The following is a 15,400-nucleotide window of genomic DNA, read 5'->3' on the forward strand; positions in this document are numbered from 1 at the left end:
CCGCATCTCTCAATGCGGGCATTTTCATTTCTGCTTTAAACCTTATTGATCATCAAAGTAGCGCTCATGCCAATCCACCAACGGCTGTGGTGAGTTGAGCTTCTGCCCGTAGATCACCGAATAAGACAACACGTTCTGCACATACTGGCGGGTTTCGTCGAACGGGATGCTTTCCACCCAGACGTCGAAGCTCAGGTGGTCGGCGCCGCGCAGCCATTGGCGTACGCGGCCGGGACCGGCGTTGTAGGCGGCGGAGGCGAGGACGCGGTTGCCGTTGAACTGGCTGTGCACCTGGCTCAGGTAAGCCGCGCCGAGCTGGATGTTTTTGTCCGGGTCCAGCACCTGGGCGGGTGAGGCCAGCGGGATGCTGAACTTGCGCGCGGTGTCCTTGGCGGTGCCGGGCATCAGTTGCATCAGGCCGCTGGCGCCGACGCCGGAGCGGGCGTCGTCCATGAAGGCGCTTTCCTGGCGGGTGATGGCGAATACCCAGCTGGAATGCAGGCCACGGACCTTGGCTTCGCGCACCAGGGTGTCGCGGTGGGCCATCGGGAAGCGGATGTCCAGGTCATCCCAGTACTGGGCCTGGCTGATGGTGCGGATCGCCGGGAAGTACCACTTCATGTCGTAGGCCAGCTTGGCCTGGGCGACCATTTCGTCACGGTTGAAATGGCGGCTGACGTGGTACCACTCGCGGCGGCCATCCACGATCTGGCCACGGGCGTAGAACTCAAGGGCACGGCGCACACCCGGGGTGTTACGCACTTTGTTGACCAGCGCCTGGCTCATCAGCAGCGGCTTGTTCTTCAACTGGTACGGCGCCTTGGAGCGATCGGCGGCCAGGAAGCCATAGAAGTCACGTTCCTGCGCGAGATTCTTGTACAGCACCAGGGCTTGCGGGTTTTTCGGCTCGGCCAGTTCCAGGCTGCGGGCCTGCCAGTAGCGCCAGCGGTTGGTGGTGGCCAAATCCTGCGGGAGTTTGCGCGTCAGTTGGTAGGCATCTTCCCAGCGGGCCAGGCGCAACAGCAGGCGCAGGCGCCATTCGGACACGGTGTTGTCGCGCAACTCGGGGTCGTACTTGGTCATCACCTCAAGCGCCCGCGGGTCGAAGCGCTTGGCCAGGGTCAGGCCGATTTCACGGGCGATTGCCACTTTTTCGTCACGGGAGAAGTGCATGCTGCTGGCGTAACCGTCGAGCAGGGCCATGGCCTTGTCCGGATCCTGGCGTGCCAGGCGGCGCAGGCCCAGGCCCACGGCGTCAGACATCGCCTCGGTGGCCGGCAGGAAGCGCGACGGGTCGCCGAGCATGTCGGGTTTTTGCGCCACGTCCACCATCAGGCGGCCCTGGGCGCCCAGGGTCGGCAGGGTTTTTACCAGGCTGTTGGCCAGCGGGTAATTGCGTGCTTCGGCGGCGAGTTTGGCGCGGTCCCAGATTTTTTGTTCAGTCAGTTGGCCGTCGGCGGCCCATTGGCTGAAGGTGGCATCGCAGGCGGCCGGCTGGGATTTGCCGGTCATCCACAGTTTTTCGGTGGTCTTGTAGCCTTCAGCCTTGAGGTTGTGGGTCAGTTGGAACTGACCGTGCAGGCAGTCCAGCTCGACGAAATTAAGCTTGGGGTCGTAGTACTTTTCAAAGGTCTGCCAGTCGCCACGGTCGGCCAACCAGCGCAACCAGCGCAGCTTCATCCAGTTGGCCTGGGGCAGGTCGCCGTTTTTGGCGAGGAATTGTTCGATTTCCTCGTTGCTGGCGGTCTTCAACCGGGCGGTCAGTTCGTCGTAGGCCAGGTAGGGCGTCAGCGGGTAGTCGGCCAGGGCCTGGCTGTATTGCATGTAGGGGCCGGTATCGCCCTTGGCCAGGGCGCGTTTGGCTTCATCGTAATATTGACGTTGGGTGGTGAGGTCCACGGCCTGGGCGGATTGAACGGCGGTGGCGGAAAGAAGCAGGCAAGATAAAAAGTTGAAAAGGCGACTGCGCATGAGACGTCCGTGCAGAGAAATCACGACTAGCACCGGCACCGCCGACACTGATTGCCCCTAGCTTAGCCTTTTGCCAGCGGCCGGCGAAAGCTTTGCCGGGTGGTTCGTTCAAGTTCTCCGGAAATGTCCTACAGAACGTGTCGGTAGCGAAAATGCTGGCCGCATCCCACCCTCAAGTCAGGTAGAATGCGCGCCCAGTTTTTGGAGAAGCGTATGACCCTGCTCAAATTCAGCGATGTGTCCCTTGCTTTCGGCGCTATGCCGTTGTTGGACAAGGTGTCCTGGCAGATCGCCCGTGGTGAGCGGGTGTGCATCATCGGCCGCAACGGCACCGGCAAGTCCAGCATGATGAAGCTGGTAAAGGGCGACCAGAAGCCCGATGACGGCTCTGTCTGGCGCGCCCCAGGCCTCAAGATTGGCGAATTGCCGCAGGAATTGCCGGTTGCCGACGGACGGACTGTGTTCGACGTGGTTGCCGAAGGCCTGGACGGTGTCGGTGAGTTGCTTGCGCAATACCATCACCTGGCCCAGAACTGCGTCACCGAAGCCGACCTGGACAAGCTGATGCACGTTCAGCAAGACCTCGAAGCCCGTGACGGCTGGCGCCTGCAGCAACTGGTCGACAGCACCCTGAGCCGCCTGCAGCTGCCGGCCGACAAGACCCTCGCCGAGTTGTCCGGCGGCTGGCGTCGTCGTGTGCTGCTGGCCCAGGCCCTGGTGTCCGAGCCGGACCTGCTGCTGCTCGACGAGCCAACCAACCACCTGGACATCGGCGCCATCGCCTGGCTGGAAGAAGCCCTCAAGGATTTCCAGGGCGCCGTGCTGTTCATCACGCATGACCGTTCCTTCCTGCAAAACCTCGCCACGCGGATCCTCGAGCTGGACCGTGGTGGCCTGATCGACTGGAACGGCGATTACGCCAGCTTCCTGGTGCACAAAGAGGCGACGCTGGCTGCCGAAGAAACCGCCAACGCGCTGTTCGACAAGAAACTGGCCCAGGAAGAAGTCTGGATCCGCCAGGGCATCAAGGCGCGTCGCACCCGTAACGAAGGCCGCGTGCGTGCCCTCAAGGCCCTGCGCGTAGAGCGCAGCGAACGTCGCGAGCGCACCGGCAAGGCCAATATCCAGCTGGATACCGCCGATAAGTCGGGCAAGCAGGTCATGGTGCTGGAGAACGTCAGCTTCCATCATCCGGATGGCCCGTTCCTGATCAAGGACTTCTCCATGGTCCTGCAACGCGGCGACCGTATCGGCCTGTTGGGTGCCAACGGTACCGGCAAGACCACCTTGCTCAAGCTGATGCTCAATGGTCTGCAGCCGACCAGCGGCACGGTGGAGGAGGGCACGCGCATCGACGTGGCCTACTTCGACCAGTTGCGCCATCAGTTGGACCTGGAAAAGACCGTGATCGACAACGTCGCCGAAGGCCGCGACTTTATCGATATCGACGGCCAGAGCCGCCACGTACTCAGCTACCTGGGCGATTTCCTGTTCAGCCCGCAACGTGCGCGTACGCCAGTGAAGGCCTTGTCCGGTGGCGAGCGTGCGCGCCTGCTGCTGGCCAAGCTGTTCAGCAAGCCGGCCAACCTGCTGGTGCTCGACGAACCGACCAACGACCTCGACGTGGAAACCCTCGAGCTGCTGGAAGAGGTCCTGCTGACCTTCAACGGCACTGTGCTGATGGTCAGCCACGACCGGGCATTCCTCGACAACGTGGTCACCAGCACCCTGGTCTTCGAAGGTGAAGGCAAGGTGCGCGAATACGTCGGTGGTTACCAGGACTGGCTGCGTCAGGGCGGCTCGCCGCGCCTGTTGGGCGTGACCGAGAGCAAGTCCGGCAAGGCCGACCTGGCCTCCGCAGTGGTGGCTCCGGTGGAAGCGGCTGCACCGGCCCAGGAAGCGGCACCGGCGGCCAAGAAGAAACTCAGCTACAAGCTGCAGCGTGAGCTGGAAGCCTTGCCGGGTGATATCGACGCCAAGGAACAGCAGATCGCCGCGGTAGAAGCGGAAATGGCTGACGCAGGTTTCTACCTGCGCCCGGCGGCGGAAACCGCCAAGGTCATCGCCTCCCTGGAGACGTTGAACCAGGAGCTGGAAGTGCTGGTCGAGCGTTGGGCCGAGCTGGATGCCTGAGTGACCTTCGTGCAATAAAAAAGCCCGGCGCCCTAATATGGGCGCCGGGCTTTTTCATATGAAATGCGGTTCAAATGTGGCCTTAAGAGGTTTTTACCAGCCTGACGGCCAATACATCGCACGGCGCACCGTGCAGCACATCATTGGCAGTAGAACCCAGCAGCAACGCCAAACCATGACGGCCATGGCTGCCGACCACGATCAGGTCGCAATGCTGCTCCTTGGCCAGGTGGTGGATTTCCTGGCGCGGTTGGCCGTAGGTGAGGTGGGAGTTTTCCTTGGTCACTTCGGGGTATTTGACGATCAGGCGGTCAAGGCGCTCCTTGGCCTGGTCGAACTGTTGTTGCTGCAGTTGGGAGAGGTCCATGGGCACGTCGCCGCCAAAGGCCATGGCCATGGGCTCGACGATATGCACCAGTGACAGTTTTGCGCCACTGGCAACGGCAAACGCTCGGGCGCGCTTGATCACTGGATCGCACTCTTCGGTCAGGTCTACGGCGACCAGAATATGTTCGTAGGACATGGGGCGTTCCTCCAGGGGACTGCAATAGATTCAGTATGGCTGCTTTCAAGCGGATAGGGTTGCGTCAGGTCAAATCCGCTCATCAGAAAAATCGGGAGTACACATATGACGGTCTGGATAGTGGTGTCAATCCTTGTCGTGGTTCTGAGCCCCCTGGCATGGCTGCGCCCATCGCGCCATCAGAGCGGGCGCATGGCCCTGCGCATGGAGGCACGCCGCATCGGCCTGGCCATGCAACTGGCGCCCCAGGAATGGCCGCACTGGCTCAAGCAAGAGCCGCCGAGCCCCTGTGCGCAGTACTGCCGACCCCGGCGCGGCAGTATGCCGGCCGTTTGGAGCTACTGGCAGCTGGAGCCGGGCGTGTGGGTCAATCAGTGGCGCGAAGTATGTGTGGATGAGAAGTTGTTGCCGCATTTTGCAACGCTGCCGGCGAATGTCTACAAGGTCGAGGCCGACAAGCAAATGATCGCCCTTTACTGGGGCGAGAAGGGCGAGGCGAGCGACCTGCTGGCCATTGATACATTGCTCAAGGCCCTGGCCTGACACCTGTGTGTCAAACCCCAGGCAATAAAAAGCCCGAAAGCATCATCGGGCTGGAGTTGGCCAGGCAGGCCGGTAAATCCGGGTTTCCCTCGCCGGATGTTCATCCAGGCGCGTTTCGGTTGTCGCTAGCCTAGCGGCATATTCGGTTCTGTACAGCGGTTTTCCCTATCTTTTTCATTATTGATTTCGTGAATAGTCGAATATTGACGAATCGCGGGCCTGGCCCCGGGGTTCTGAAATGACTGGAAAGTCGCGTTTTTCCTAGCCTTTCGAGCGATTGACAATTGCTCGGAATTGGATGAAGGTGGCGTACCCAAATCAAACGGGCGTATGAATTGAGCGTTTGTCTGTCAGACCGCTCATACAGAAACCCGACTATCGCATTGGCGGGTGTGCCTGGCGGATTGGCCTGAGCATTGACGAAATTATCAATGTCCAAGCATAGGCCAGCGTCCAATGTGTACTGTTCAGCTTCCATATCGTGGAGATCAGTTGATGATTTACGAAGGTAAAGCCATCACGGTTAAGGCTCTTGAAAGTGGCATCGTCGAACTGAAGTTCGACCTCAAGGGTGAGTCCGTCAACAAGTTCAACCGTCTAACCCTGAACGAACTGCGTCAGGCCGTAGACACCATCAAGGCTGATGCATCGATCAAAGGCGTGATCGTCTCCAGCGGCAAGGACGTGTTTATCGTCGGCGCTGACATCACCGAATTCGTCGACAACTTCAAGCTGCCCGATGCCGAGCTGGTGGCTGGCAACCTCGAAGCCAACAAGATTTTCAGCGATTTCGAAGACCTCAACGTACCCACCGTTGCCGCGATCAATGGCATCGCGCTGGGCGGCGGCCTGGAAATGTGCCTGGCGGCGGACTTCCGCGTCATGGCGGCCACCGCCAAGATCGGCCTGCCCGAAGTCAAGCTGGGCATCTACCCAGGCTTCGGCGGCACCGTGCGCCTGCCGCGCATCATTGGTGCCGACAACGCCATCGAGTGGATTGCCGCCGGCAAGGAAAACCGTGCCGAAGACGCACTGAAAGTCGGTGCCGTCGACGCCGTGGTGGCTGCGGACAAGCTGGCTGAAGCCGCGTTGAACCTGATCAAGGGCGCCATCAGCGGCGAATTTGACTACAAGGCCAAGCGTCAGCCGAAGCTGGAAAAACTCAAGCTCAACGCCATCGAACAAATGATGTCGTTCGAAACCGCCAAGGGTTTCGTGGCTGGCCAGGCTGGCCCGAACTACCCGGCGCCGGTTGAAGCGATCAAGACCATCCAGAAGGCCGCGAACTTCGGTCGCGACAAAGCCCTGGAAGTGGAAGCGGCAGGTTTCGTCAAACTGGCCAAGACCTCGGCGGCCCAGAGCCTGATCGGCCTGTTCCTGAACGACCAGGAACTGAAGAAAAAGGCCAAGGCCTACGACGAAATCGCCAAGGACGTGAAACAGGCTGCCGTGCTCGGCGCCGGTATCATGGGTGGCGGTATCGCCTATCAGTCGGCGTCCAAAGGCACGCCGATCCTGATGAAGGACATCAACGAGCACGGTATCGAACAGGGCCTGGCCGAAGCCGCCAAGCTGCTGGTCGGCCGCGTTGATAAAGGTCGCATGACGGCTGCGAAGATGGCTGAAGTGCTTAACGGCATTCGTCCTACGCTGTCCTACGGCGATTTCGGCCATGTCGACCTGGTGGTCGAAGCGGTTGTCGAGAATCCGAAGGTCAAGCAGGCGGTACTGGCTGAAGTTGAAGGCCACGTCAAAGACGACACCATCCTGGCGTCTAACACCTCGACCATTTCCATTTCGCTGCTGGCCAAGGCCCTCAAGCGTCCGGAAAACTTCGTCGGCATGCACTTCTTCAACCCGGTACACATGATGCCGCTGGTGGAAGTGATCCGTGGCGAGAAGTCCAGCGAGCTGGCGATTGCCACCACCGTTGCCTACGCCAAGAAAATGGGCAAGAACCCGATCGTGGTCAACGACTGCCCGGGCTTCCTGGTCAACCGCGTGCTGTTCCCGTACTTCGGCGGTTTCGCCAAGCTGGTCAGCGCCGGTGTGGACTTCGTGCGCATCGACAAGGTCATGGAAAAATTCGGCTGGCCAATGGGCCCGGCGTACCTGATGGACGTGGTCGGCATCGACACCGGCCACCACGGTCGTGACGTGATGGCTGAGGGCTTCCCGGACCGCATGAAAGACGACCGCCGTTCGGCGATCGACGCGCTCTACGAGGCCAAGCGTCTGGGCCAGAAGAACGGCAAGGGTTTCTACGCCTACGAGGCGGACAAGAAGGGCAAGCAGAAGAAAGTGGCCGACCCGTCGGTGCACGAAGTGCTGGCTCCGGTCATCTACGAACAGCGTGAAGTGTCCGACGAGGACATCATCAACTGGATGATGATCGCCCTGTGCCTGGAAACCGTGCGTTGCCTGGAAGACGGCATCGTTGAAACCGCCGCCGAAGCCGATATGGGCCTGGTGTACGGTATTGGTTTCCCTCCATTCCGTGGTGGTGCGCTGCGTTACATCGATTCGATCGGTGTGGCCGAGTTCGTTGCCCTGGCTGATCAATACGCTGATCTGGGCCCGCTGTACCACCCGACCGCGAAGCTGCGTGAGATGGCCAAGAACGGCCAGCGCTTCTTCGGTTAAGTGCCCAGACGACTAGAGCGAGAATATTTATGAGCTTGAATCCAAGAGACGTCGTGATTGTCGACTTCGGTCGTACGCCGATGGGCCGCTCCAAGGGCGGCATGCACCGCAACACCCGCGCTGAAGACATGTCGGCGCACCTGATCAGCAAGTTGCTGGAACGCAACGTCAAGGTCGACCCGAACGAAGTCGAGGACGTGATCTGGGGCTGCGTCAACCAGACCCTGGAGCAGGGCTGGAACATTGCGCGCATGGCGTCGTTGATGACGCAGATCCCGCACACGGCAGCCGGCCAGACCGTCAGCCGCCTGTGTGGCTCGTCCATGAGTGCGCTGCACACCGCCGCCCAGGCGATCATGACCGGCAACGGTGATGTGTTCGTGGTCGGTGGCGTGGAGCACATGGGCCACGTCAGCATGATGCACGGCGTCGATCCCAACCCGCACATGTCCCTGTACGCGGCAAAAGCCTCGGGCATGATGGGCCTGACCGCGGAAATGCTCGGTAAGATGCACGGCATTACCCGTGAAGCCCAGGACGCGTTCGGCGTGCGTTCCCACCAGCTCGCCCACAAGGCGACCGTGGAAGGCAAGTTCAAGGATGAAATCATCCCGATGAACGGTTACGACGAGAACGGCTTCCTCAAACTGTTCGACTACGACGAAACCATTCGTCCGGATACCACCCTGGAAAGCCTGGCGGCCCTCAAGCCTGCCTTCAATCCAAAGGGCGGCACCGTGACGGCGGGTACTTCGTCGCAAATCACCGACGGTGCCTCGTGCATGATCGTAATGTCGGCGCAGCGTGCCCAGGACCTCGGCATCCAGCCGCTGGCGGTGATTCGCTCGATGGCGGTGGCGGGTGTGGACCCGGCAATCATGGGCTATGGTCCAGTACCGGCGACACAAAAAGCCTTGAAGCGCGCGGGCCTGACCATCTCCGATATCGACTTCTTCGAGCTCAACGAAGCTTTCGCTGCGCAGGCCCTGCCGGTGCTGAAAGATTTGAAAGTGCTCGACAAGATGAACGAGAAGGTTAACCTGCACGGCGGTGCGATTGCCCTGGGCCACCCATTCGGTTGCTCCGGTGCGCGTATTTCCGGCACTTTGCTTAACGTGATGAAGCAAAATGGCGGTAACCTTGGGGTTGCAACCATGTGCATTGGTCTCGGCCAAGGCATCTCCACCGTCTTCGAACGCGTCTAAGCGTTGAGTCGACGGAAGCCGGGGCCCAGTGCCCCGGTTTTTGTTTTTTGGAATTTTTAATATTTTTTTCAACAAATTTTGTAAGGGGGCCAGAGCATGAAAGTCGAACCAGGGCTCTACCAACATTATAAAGGTCCGCAGTACCGCGTTTTCAGCGTGGCACGGCATTCCGAGACCGAAGAAGAAGTGGTGTTCTACCAAGCACTGTATGGCGATTACGGCTTTTGGGTGCGCCCCTTGAGCATGTTCCTGGAGACCGTCGAAGTTGACGGCGAGCAGGTCCCGCGCTTTGCTTTGGTCCAGGTCGAACCCAGTCTTTTTTCAGGGCAATAACAGCAGGTCGCGCAGAATGCTGCGCTTGACCTCACCTTGTTGCCACTATATATAGCGTTGCCGCGTCAGGCGCCAACTGCCTTTCACTTCTCGAATTCAGGAATTTTCCGATCCATGGGCAAATCGCTGGTCATTGTGGAATCCCCGGCTAAGGCCAAGACCATCAACAAGTACTTGGGCAACGAGTACGTGGTGAAGTCGAGTATCGGCCATATCCGAGACCTGCCCACCAGCGGTTCGGCTAGCGCCAGCAAGGAGCCTGCCGCCAAGCGCGGCAAGGCGGCTGCGGGCGAAGGCCCGGTGCTCACGCCTAAAGAGAAAGCGCGCAAGCAGCTGGTCTCGCGCATGGGTGTGGACCCGGATCATGGCTGGAAGGCCAAGTACGAAATCCTTCCGGGCAAGGAAAAGGTCATCGAAGAGCTGCGCCGGCTCGCCAAGGATGCCGACACCATCTATCTCGCAACGGACTTGGACCGCGAAGGGGAAGCCATTGCCTGGCACCTGCGGGAAGCCATCGGCGGTGATGACAGCCGCTACAAGCGTGTGGTGTTCAACGAAATCACCAAGAAAGCCATCCAGGAAGCCTTCTCCAAGCCGGGCGAGCTGGACATCGATCGCGTCAACGCCCAGCAGGCCCGTCGTTTCCTCGACCGCGTCGTGGGCTACATGGTCTCGCCGCTGCTGTGGGCCAAGATCGCCCGTGGCCTGTCCGCCGGCCGTGTGCAATCGGTAGCGGTCAAGCTGGTGGTGGAGCGCGAACGTGAGATCCGTGCGTTCAACCCCGAGGAATACTGGGAAGTCCACGCCGACCTGGGCACCGCCAAGGGCGCCAACGTGCGCTTCGAAGTGGCCCGTGAGAAAGGCGAGGCGTTCAAGCCGCTGAACGAAGCCCAGGCCATGGCCGCGCTGGAGAAGCTCAAGGCCTCCAGCTACAGCATCGTCAAGCGTGAAGACAAACCGACCAGCAGCAAGCCGTCGGCGCCGTTCATCACCTCCACCCTGCAACAGGCCGCGAGCAACCGCCTGGGCTTCGGGGTGAAGAAAACCATGATGATGGCCCAGCGTCTGTACGAAGCCGGTTACATCACTTATATGCGTACCGACTCCACCAACCTGTCGCAAGACGCGGTGGCGATGGCGCGTACCTATATTGAAAGCGAATTCGGCAAGAAGTACCTGCCGGAAAAACCGAACGTCTACAGCAGCAAAGAAGGCGCCCAGGAGGCTCACGAAGCGATTCGTCCTTCCGATGCCAACACCGAGCCAAGCAAGCTGAGTGGCATGGAGCGCGACGCTGAGCGCCTCTACGAGCTGATCTGGCGCCAGTTCCTGGCTTGCCAGATGCTGCCGGCGCAATACCTGTCCACTACCGTCAGTGTCGGCGCCGGGGACTTCGAGCTGCGCGCCAAGGGCCGTATCCTCAAGTTCGACGGCTACACCCGGGTGATGCCGCAGATCGCCAAGCCTGGCGATGACGATGTGCTGCCGGACATGGCCCAGGGCGACACGTTGAAGCTGATCAAGCTCGACCCGTCTCAGCACTTCACCAAGCCGCCGGCGCGTTATTCGGAAGCCAGCCTGGTGAAAGAGATGGAGAAGCGCGGTATCGGTCGTCCGTCGACCTACGCGGCGATCATCTCCACCATCCAGGACCGTGGCTACGTCGCGCTGCACAACCGTCGTTTCTATTCGGAAAAGATGGGCGATATCGTTACCGAGCGCCTGTCCGAGAGCTTCTCCAACCTGATGGACTACGGCTTTACCGCCGGTATGGAAGAGAACCTCGATGACGTGGCCCAGGGCGAGCGCGACTGGAAAAACGTGCTCGACGAGTTCTACGGCGACTTCAAGAAAAAACTCGAAGTGGCCGAAAGCCCCGAGAGCGGCATGCGTGCCAACCAGCCGGTGATGACCGACATCCCGTGCCTGACCTGTGGCCGTCCGATGCAGATTCGTACCGCATCCACCGGCGTGTTCCTCGGTTGCTCGGGCTACAGCCTGCCGCCGAAAGAACGCTGCAAGGCCACCGTCAACCTGGTGCCGGGCGATGAAATCGCCGCCGACGACGAGGGTGAATCCGAGTCGCTGGTACTGCGTGGCAAGCACCGCTGCCCGATCTGCAGTACGGCGATGGATGCCTACCTGCTGGACGAGAAGCACAAGCTGCACATCTGCGGTAACAACCCGGATTGCGACGGCTACGAGATCGAAGAGGGCAGCTACCGCATCAAGGGCTATGAAGGCCCGAGCCTGGAATGCGACAAGTGCGGCAGCGAGATGCAGCTCAAGACCGGCCGCTTCGGCAAGTTCTTCGGTTGCACCAACCCGACCTGCAAGAACACGCGCAAACTGCTGAAAAGCGGTGACGCGGCGCCGCCGAAGATGGACCCGGTAAAGATGCCGGAACTCAAGTGCGAGAAGGTCAACGACACCTACATCCTGCGTGACGGCGCCTCGGGCCTGTTCCTGGCGGCCAGCCAGTTCCCGAAAAACCGCGAGACCCGAGCGCCGTTGGTGCTGGAGATCGTGCCGCACAAGGACGAGATCGATCCGAAGTACCACTTCCTGTGTGAAGCGCCGAAGAAGGACCCGGATGGTCGCCCAGCCGTGATCCGCTACAGCCGCAAGACCAAGGAGCAGTACGTGCAGACCGAAGTGGACGGCAAGCCAACCGGCTGGAAAGCGTTCTACGACGGTGGCAAGTGGAAGGTCGAGGACAAGCGCCAGGGCGCTTGACCCGTCGGATGCGCTGAAGATCCAATGTGGGAGGGGGCTTGCCCCCGATAGCGGTATATCAGTCGACATGTGTATGACTGATGCTTCGCTATCGGGGGCAAGCCCCCTCCCACATTTGGATCTGTTTGGATCTGAAAGTCGAGTTTTGACCCGCATAAGCAGCGGTTTATTGCACTTGCAGTAGGCTCGGCTGATCCGTGACACTGTTCAGCCAGCATCACGCTTATTCGTTGTGGAGATTGCCGTTATGGCCAACGAGCTCTATACCCGTACCAATCAGAAAATTTATTTTGCGGGTTTGTCCCTGGAAGCCCTTGGCCGTGCCGAGGAGGGGAAGGAGATGAACGCGATCGCGCTGGTCCAGGCCGGGCGTGAAGCCGCGTTGTTCCACCTGTATGGTGCGTTACTGGGCTTGTGTCATGAAATCGCCGGGTTCTACCGCTTGCCCCAGGCCGGTTCGCCCCGTGCGGAAATGATCATGAATCGTGAGGTGCTGGAAAGCATGGCGATCCCTGAGCTGGCCGAGTTGGTGGAAATGGCGCAGAGCCCTGACAGCTGGGTCGCGCGTCTGCTTAAGGCCCATGCGGATATGTTTCAGCCACCCCGTGTTCCCCATGTGCCCAAGGGCGATGTGACCCAGCCCTTGATCGTGGCGGTAGCGCTGGAAGAGGAAGAGCCCGAGCCACTGAGTCGCGAAGAGTTGGAAGGCTGGCGTCAGGCGCTGAAAAAGATGGCATTGCGCTTTCGTGAAGGTTTGAACGAGTGCTGAACGTTGGTCGGATTCACATGGCACCGTTCATCAAGCCGTAAAGAAACCTCTTCAGATCCTCAGCGAGGCCGGGCGGATGACTGATATAATCCCGGCCTTTCGTGGAGAACAGACTTTTATGCCGACGTCCTTTCTGGAAATTGTTGAGTTGCCTGACGGCCGAATCGAGCTGCGCCGGGCCGAGGACGAAGGTTCTCTGGTTATCCTGGATTTTTCCGAGGACGCCAAGGTGTTCCTGCAGGGCCAGCACGTGGAAGTGGCAAAAGCCATGTTGAGCGTTGGTGTGCAGATGGCCGGTCGCCTGGCAGAAGGCGAGCCCGAGAAAGAAGACGGCCCGCGCGTTCTTCACTGAGTGTGGCAAGTGGGTTCGCTGTTGTGGCAAGCCCGCTCACCACAACAGGCCCCCTCCACAGGGATAGCCTGCGGCACACAGAATTAACCCAATCGAATATTCAAGCTCTGTGCATCTCCGGTACGCGCTGCGCTGATCAGCTGTGCCTTGGCAGTGGCATTCAGCGGGTTGAGCCAGCTCACCACGGTGTGGCTACGGCCCAGGCGCAAGGCTTCACAGGTTAACTGCTGAGCACTTTGCGCACCGCGGGGTTGCAGCAACAGGATGCGCTCGCGATTAAGGCCGGCATCCCGCAGCCAGGCCTGGGTCAGGCTGGCGGGCGGGGCGATCAGCGTCAACCAGCGTGCATCCTGTTCCTCGCTCAGTTCACGAAGGATCGGCGCCAGCAGGCTCAGGCAGCTCCCGGCCGCACCGCGCAACGACAGTTCACTGAACGCCTCAGGTTCGGCGCTCCAGGGCGCCTCGACCGTTTCCTTGAGGATGGGCGCAAGGGGTTGGGCCATAAAGGCCTCGAACAGCGACAGTTGTGTGTGTTGGGGGGTGTGCACGAGCTGCATGATGCCTCCTTTAGCGGCGAATGACGCCGACGCTCAGGCCTTCGATCACCAAGTCCTGATCTTTCAGGTTCACTTCAATCGGGGCGAACTCAGGGTTCTCGGCCAGGAGCCAGACCTTGCTGCCTTCGCGCTTGAAGCGTTTGACGGTGACTTCATCGCCGATACGGGCGACGACGATCTGGCCATTACGGGCTTCGCGGGTAGTGTGGACGGCCAGCAGGTCGCCATCGAAGATCCCTACGTCCTTCATGCTCATGCCGTGCACCCGTAACAGGTAGTCGGCGCGAGGGTGGAAGAAGGTCGGGTTGATGTTGCAGGATTCCTCGACGTGCTGCTGCGCCAGGATGGGCGCACCGGCGGCGACGCGACCGATGATCGGCAGTGTCGATTCGTCGGCCTTGGCTTCGAAGCCAGGGATGCGAATACCCCGTGAAGCACCGGGGGTCATCTCGATCGCGCCTTTGCGAGCGAGGGCCTTGAGGTGTTCTTCGGCGGCGTTGGGGGACTTGAACCCCAGTTCCAGCGCAATTTCCGCTCGTGTCGGCGGGTAGCCGTTGTCATCGAGGCAGCGCTTGATAAAAGCCAGAATCTCAGCTTGGCGTGGCGTCAGTTTTAGCATGTTGATCGCTCTGTCTTTTTATACAGTGACTGGGATTATATACAGTGAACTGCACTTGGCAATCATCCTTTTCTGCGGCTCCGCTGGACGGTCATTCGTCAAGTGTCCTACAAGGCAGAGATAGCGCTGCCTACAGACCTGGGAGTATGTGATTAAATAGCGATGAAATAGATGACTGCCCGGCCGGAAAGCGAACTTGCAGGCTTGACAAGACACACCCTGAAACGTATGTTTCAAACAAGTGTTTGTCAGGCGGAGTATCCATGGCCCAGTCGGAAACCGTTGAACGCATTCTCGATGCTGCCGAGCAATTGTTCGCGGAAAAAGGATTTGCTGAAACTTCATTGCGGCTGATCACCAGCAAAGCCGGGGTCAATCTCGCTGCAGTGAACTACCATTTCGGCTCGAAAAAGGCCCTGATCCAGGCGGTATTCTCGCGCTTCCTGGGGCCGTTCTGTGCCAGCCTCGACCGTGAACTCGAGCGCCGCCAGGCCAAGGCCGACCACAAGCCGACCCTGGAAGACCTGCTGGAAATGCTCGTGGAGCAGGCGCTGGTGGTTCAGCCACGCAGCGGCAATGACCTGTCGATCTTCATGCGCCTGTTGGGCCTGGCATTCAGCCAGAGCCAGGGCCACTTGCGCCGTTACCTGGAAGACATGTACGGCAAGGTATTCCGCCGCTATATGTTGCTGGTCAACGAAGCCGCCCCGCGTATTCCGCCTATCGAACTGTTCTGGCGCGTGCACTTCATGCTCGGTGCGGCCGCATTCAGCATGTCCGGGATCAAGGCGTTGCGTGCGATTGCCGAGACCGATTTCGGCGTGAACACTTCTATTGAGCAGGTCATGCGCCTGATGGTGCCATTCCTTGCCGCCGGTATGCGCGCTGAAACCGGCGTGACCGACTCGGCCATGGCTGCCGCCCAATTGCGCCCGCGCAGCAAATCCACGCCAGCTGCCGCCAAGGTTTGACCGCTCCGGGTGTGCGCGGCCGCTTGCATCCGCTAAGCTAGCTGC

The 15,400-nt window shown here is 60.1% G+C and carries 13 protein-coding genes; 9 read left to right on the top strand and 4 right to left on the bottom strand.

The window, feature by feature from the left end; genetic code table 11:
- Nucleotides 1-42: 42 nt before the first annotated feature.
- Nucleotides 43-1,971 carry a transglycosylase SLT domain-containing protein gene (locus C8K58_RS18100; RefSeq protein WP_027604246.1) on the bottom strand — a complete coding sequence of 643 codons (1,929 nt, stop codon included), beginning with the start codon at nt 1,969-1,971 and terminating at the stop codon, nt 43-45.
- Between the two features lie 213 nt (nt 1,972-2,184).
- On the opposite strand from C8K58_RS18100, the gene C8K58_RS18105 reads away from it, so the two are divergent.
- Nucleotides 2,185-4,104 carry an ATP-binding cassette domain-containing protein gene (locus C8K58_RS18105; protein ID WP_027604245.1) on the top strand — a complete coding sequence of 640 codons (1,920 nt, stop codon included), beginning with the start codon at nt 2,185-2,187 and terminating at the stop codon, nt 4,102-4,104.
- Nucleotides 4,105-4,186: 82 nt separating this feature from the next.
- Here the strand turns inward: C8K58_RS18105 and C8K58_RS18110 are convergent, their stop codons facing one another.
- Nucleotides 4,187-4,627, bottom strand: a complete 441-nt coding sequence (locus tag C8K58_RS18110; protein WP_027604244.1) for a universal stress protein — start codon at nt 4,625-4,627, stop codon at nt 4,187-4,189.
- A gap of 105 nt (nt 4,628-4,732) precedes the next feature.
- On the opposite strand from C8K58_RS18110, the gene C8K58_RS18115 reads away from it, so the two are divergent.
- The 7 genes from C8K58_RS18115 to C8K58_RS18145 all read left to right on the top strand — a co-directional run bounded on the left by C8K58_RS18115 (nt 4,733) and on the right by C8K58_RS18145 (nt 13,208).
- Nucleotides 4,733-5,170: a hypothetical protein gene (locus C8K58_RS18115; RefSeq protein ID WP_027604243.1), complete on the top strand. Its 438-nt coding sequence runs from the start codon at nt 4,733-4,735 to the stop codon at nt 5,168-5,170.
- A 495-nt stretch (nt 5,171-5,665) separates the two neighbouring features.
- Nucleotides 5,666-7,813 carry a fatty acid oxidation complex subunit alpha FadB gene (gene fadB / locus C8K58_RS18120; protein WP_027604242.1) on the top strand — a complete coding sequence of 716 codons (2,148 nt, stop codon included), beginning with the start codon at nt 5,666-5,668 and terminating at the stop codon, nt 7,811-7,813.
- 29 nt (nt 7,814-7,842) lie between these two features.
- Entirely contained in the window at nt 7,843-9,018 is a 1,176-nt protein-coding gene (gene fadA, locus C8K58_RS18125) for an acetyl-CoA C-acyltransferase FadA (protein ID WP_026136849.1), read from the top strand.
- Between the two features lie 96 nt (nt 9,019-9,114).
- On the top strand, nt 9,115-9,351 hold the full coding sequence (locus tag C8K58_RS18130; RefSeq protein ID WP_027604241.1) for a DUF1653 domain-containing protein: 237 nt from the start codon (nt 9,115-9,117) through the stop codon (nt 9,349-9,351).
- Nucleotides 9,352-9,465: 114 nt separating this feature from the next.
- A complete protein-coding gene (gene topA / locus C8K58_RS18135) occupies nt 9,466-12,087 on the top strand; it encodes a type I DNA topoisomerase (protein ID WP_027604240.1) in 2,622 nt (873 codons plus the stop codon).
- A gap of 247 nt (nt 12,088-12,334) precedes the next feature.
- Nucleotides 12,335-12,856 carry a DUF6586 family protein gene (locus tag C8K58_RS18140; RefSeq protein WP_027604239.1) on the top strand — a complete coding sequence of 174 codons (522 nt, stop codon included), beginning with the start codon at nt 12,335-12,337 and terminating at the stop codon, nt 12,854-12,856.
- Nucleotides 12,857-12,974: 118 nt separating this feature from the next.
- Nucleotides 12,975-13,208, top strand: a complete 234-nt coding sequence (locus C8K58_RS18145; RefSeq protein WP_010212068.1) for a hypothetical protein — start codon at nt 12,975-12,977, stop codon at nt 13,206-13,208.
- Nucleotides 13,209-13,291: 83 nt separating this feature from the next.
- Here the strand turns inward: C8K58_RS18145 and sulA are convergent, their stop codons facing one another.
- Together sulA and lexA are read right to left on the bottom strand one after the other, a co-directional pair.
- The gene (gene sulA / locus C8K58_RS18150; protein WP_027604238.1) at nt 13,292-13,765 is read right to left on the bottom strand and encodes an SOS-induced cell division inhibitor SulA; all 474 of its coding nucleotides are present in this window, start codon (nt 13,763-13,765) and stop codon (nt 13,292-13,294) included.
- 10 nt (nt 13,766-13,775) lie between these two features.
- Nucleotides 13,776-14,384: a transcriptional repressor LexA gene (gene lexA / locus C8K58_RS18155; protein WP_003172575.1), complete on the bottom strand. Its 609-nt coding sequence runs from the start codon at nt 14,382-14,384 to the stop codon at nt 13,776-13,778.
- 263 nt (nt 14,385-14,647) lie between these two features.
- On the opposite strand from lexA, the gene C8K58_RS18160 reads away from it, so the two are divergent.
- Complete coding sequence (locus C8K58_RS18160; RefSeq protein ID WP_027604237.1) at nt 14,648-15,355, top strand: TetR/AcrR family transcriptional regulator; 708 nt, start codon at nt 14,648-14,650, stop codon at nt 15,353-15,355.
- Nucleotides 15,356-15,400: the final 45 nt, after the last annotated feature.

It is taken from the genome of Pseudomonas sp. GV047 (assembly GCF_003058245.1).
Classification (GTDB): Bacteria; Pseudomonadota; Gammaproteobacteria; order Pseudomonadales; family Pseudomonadaceae; genus Aquipseudomonas; species Aquipseudomonas marginalis.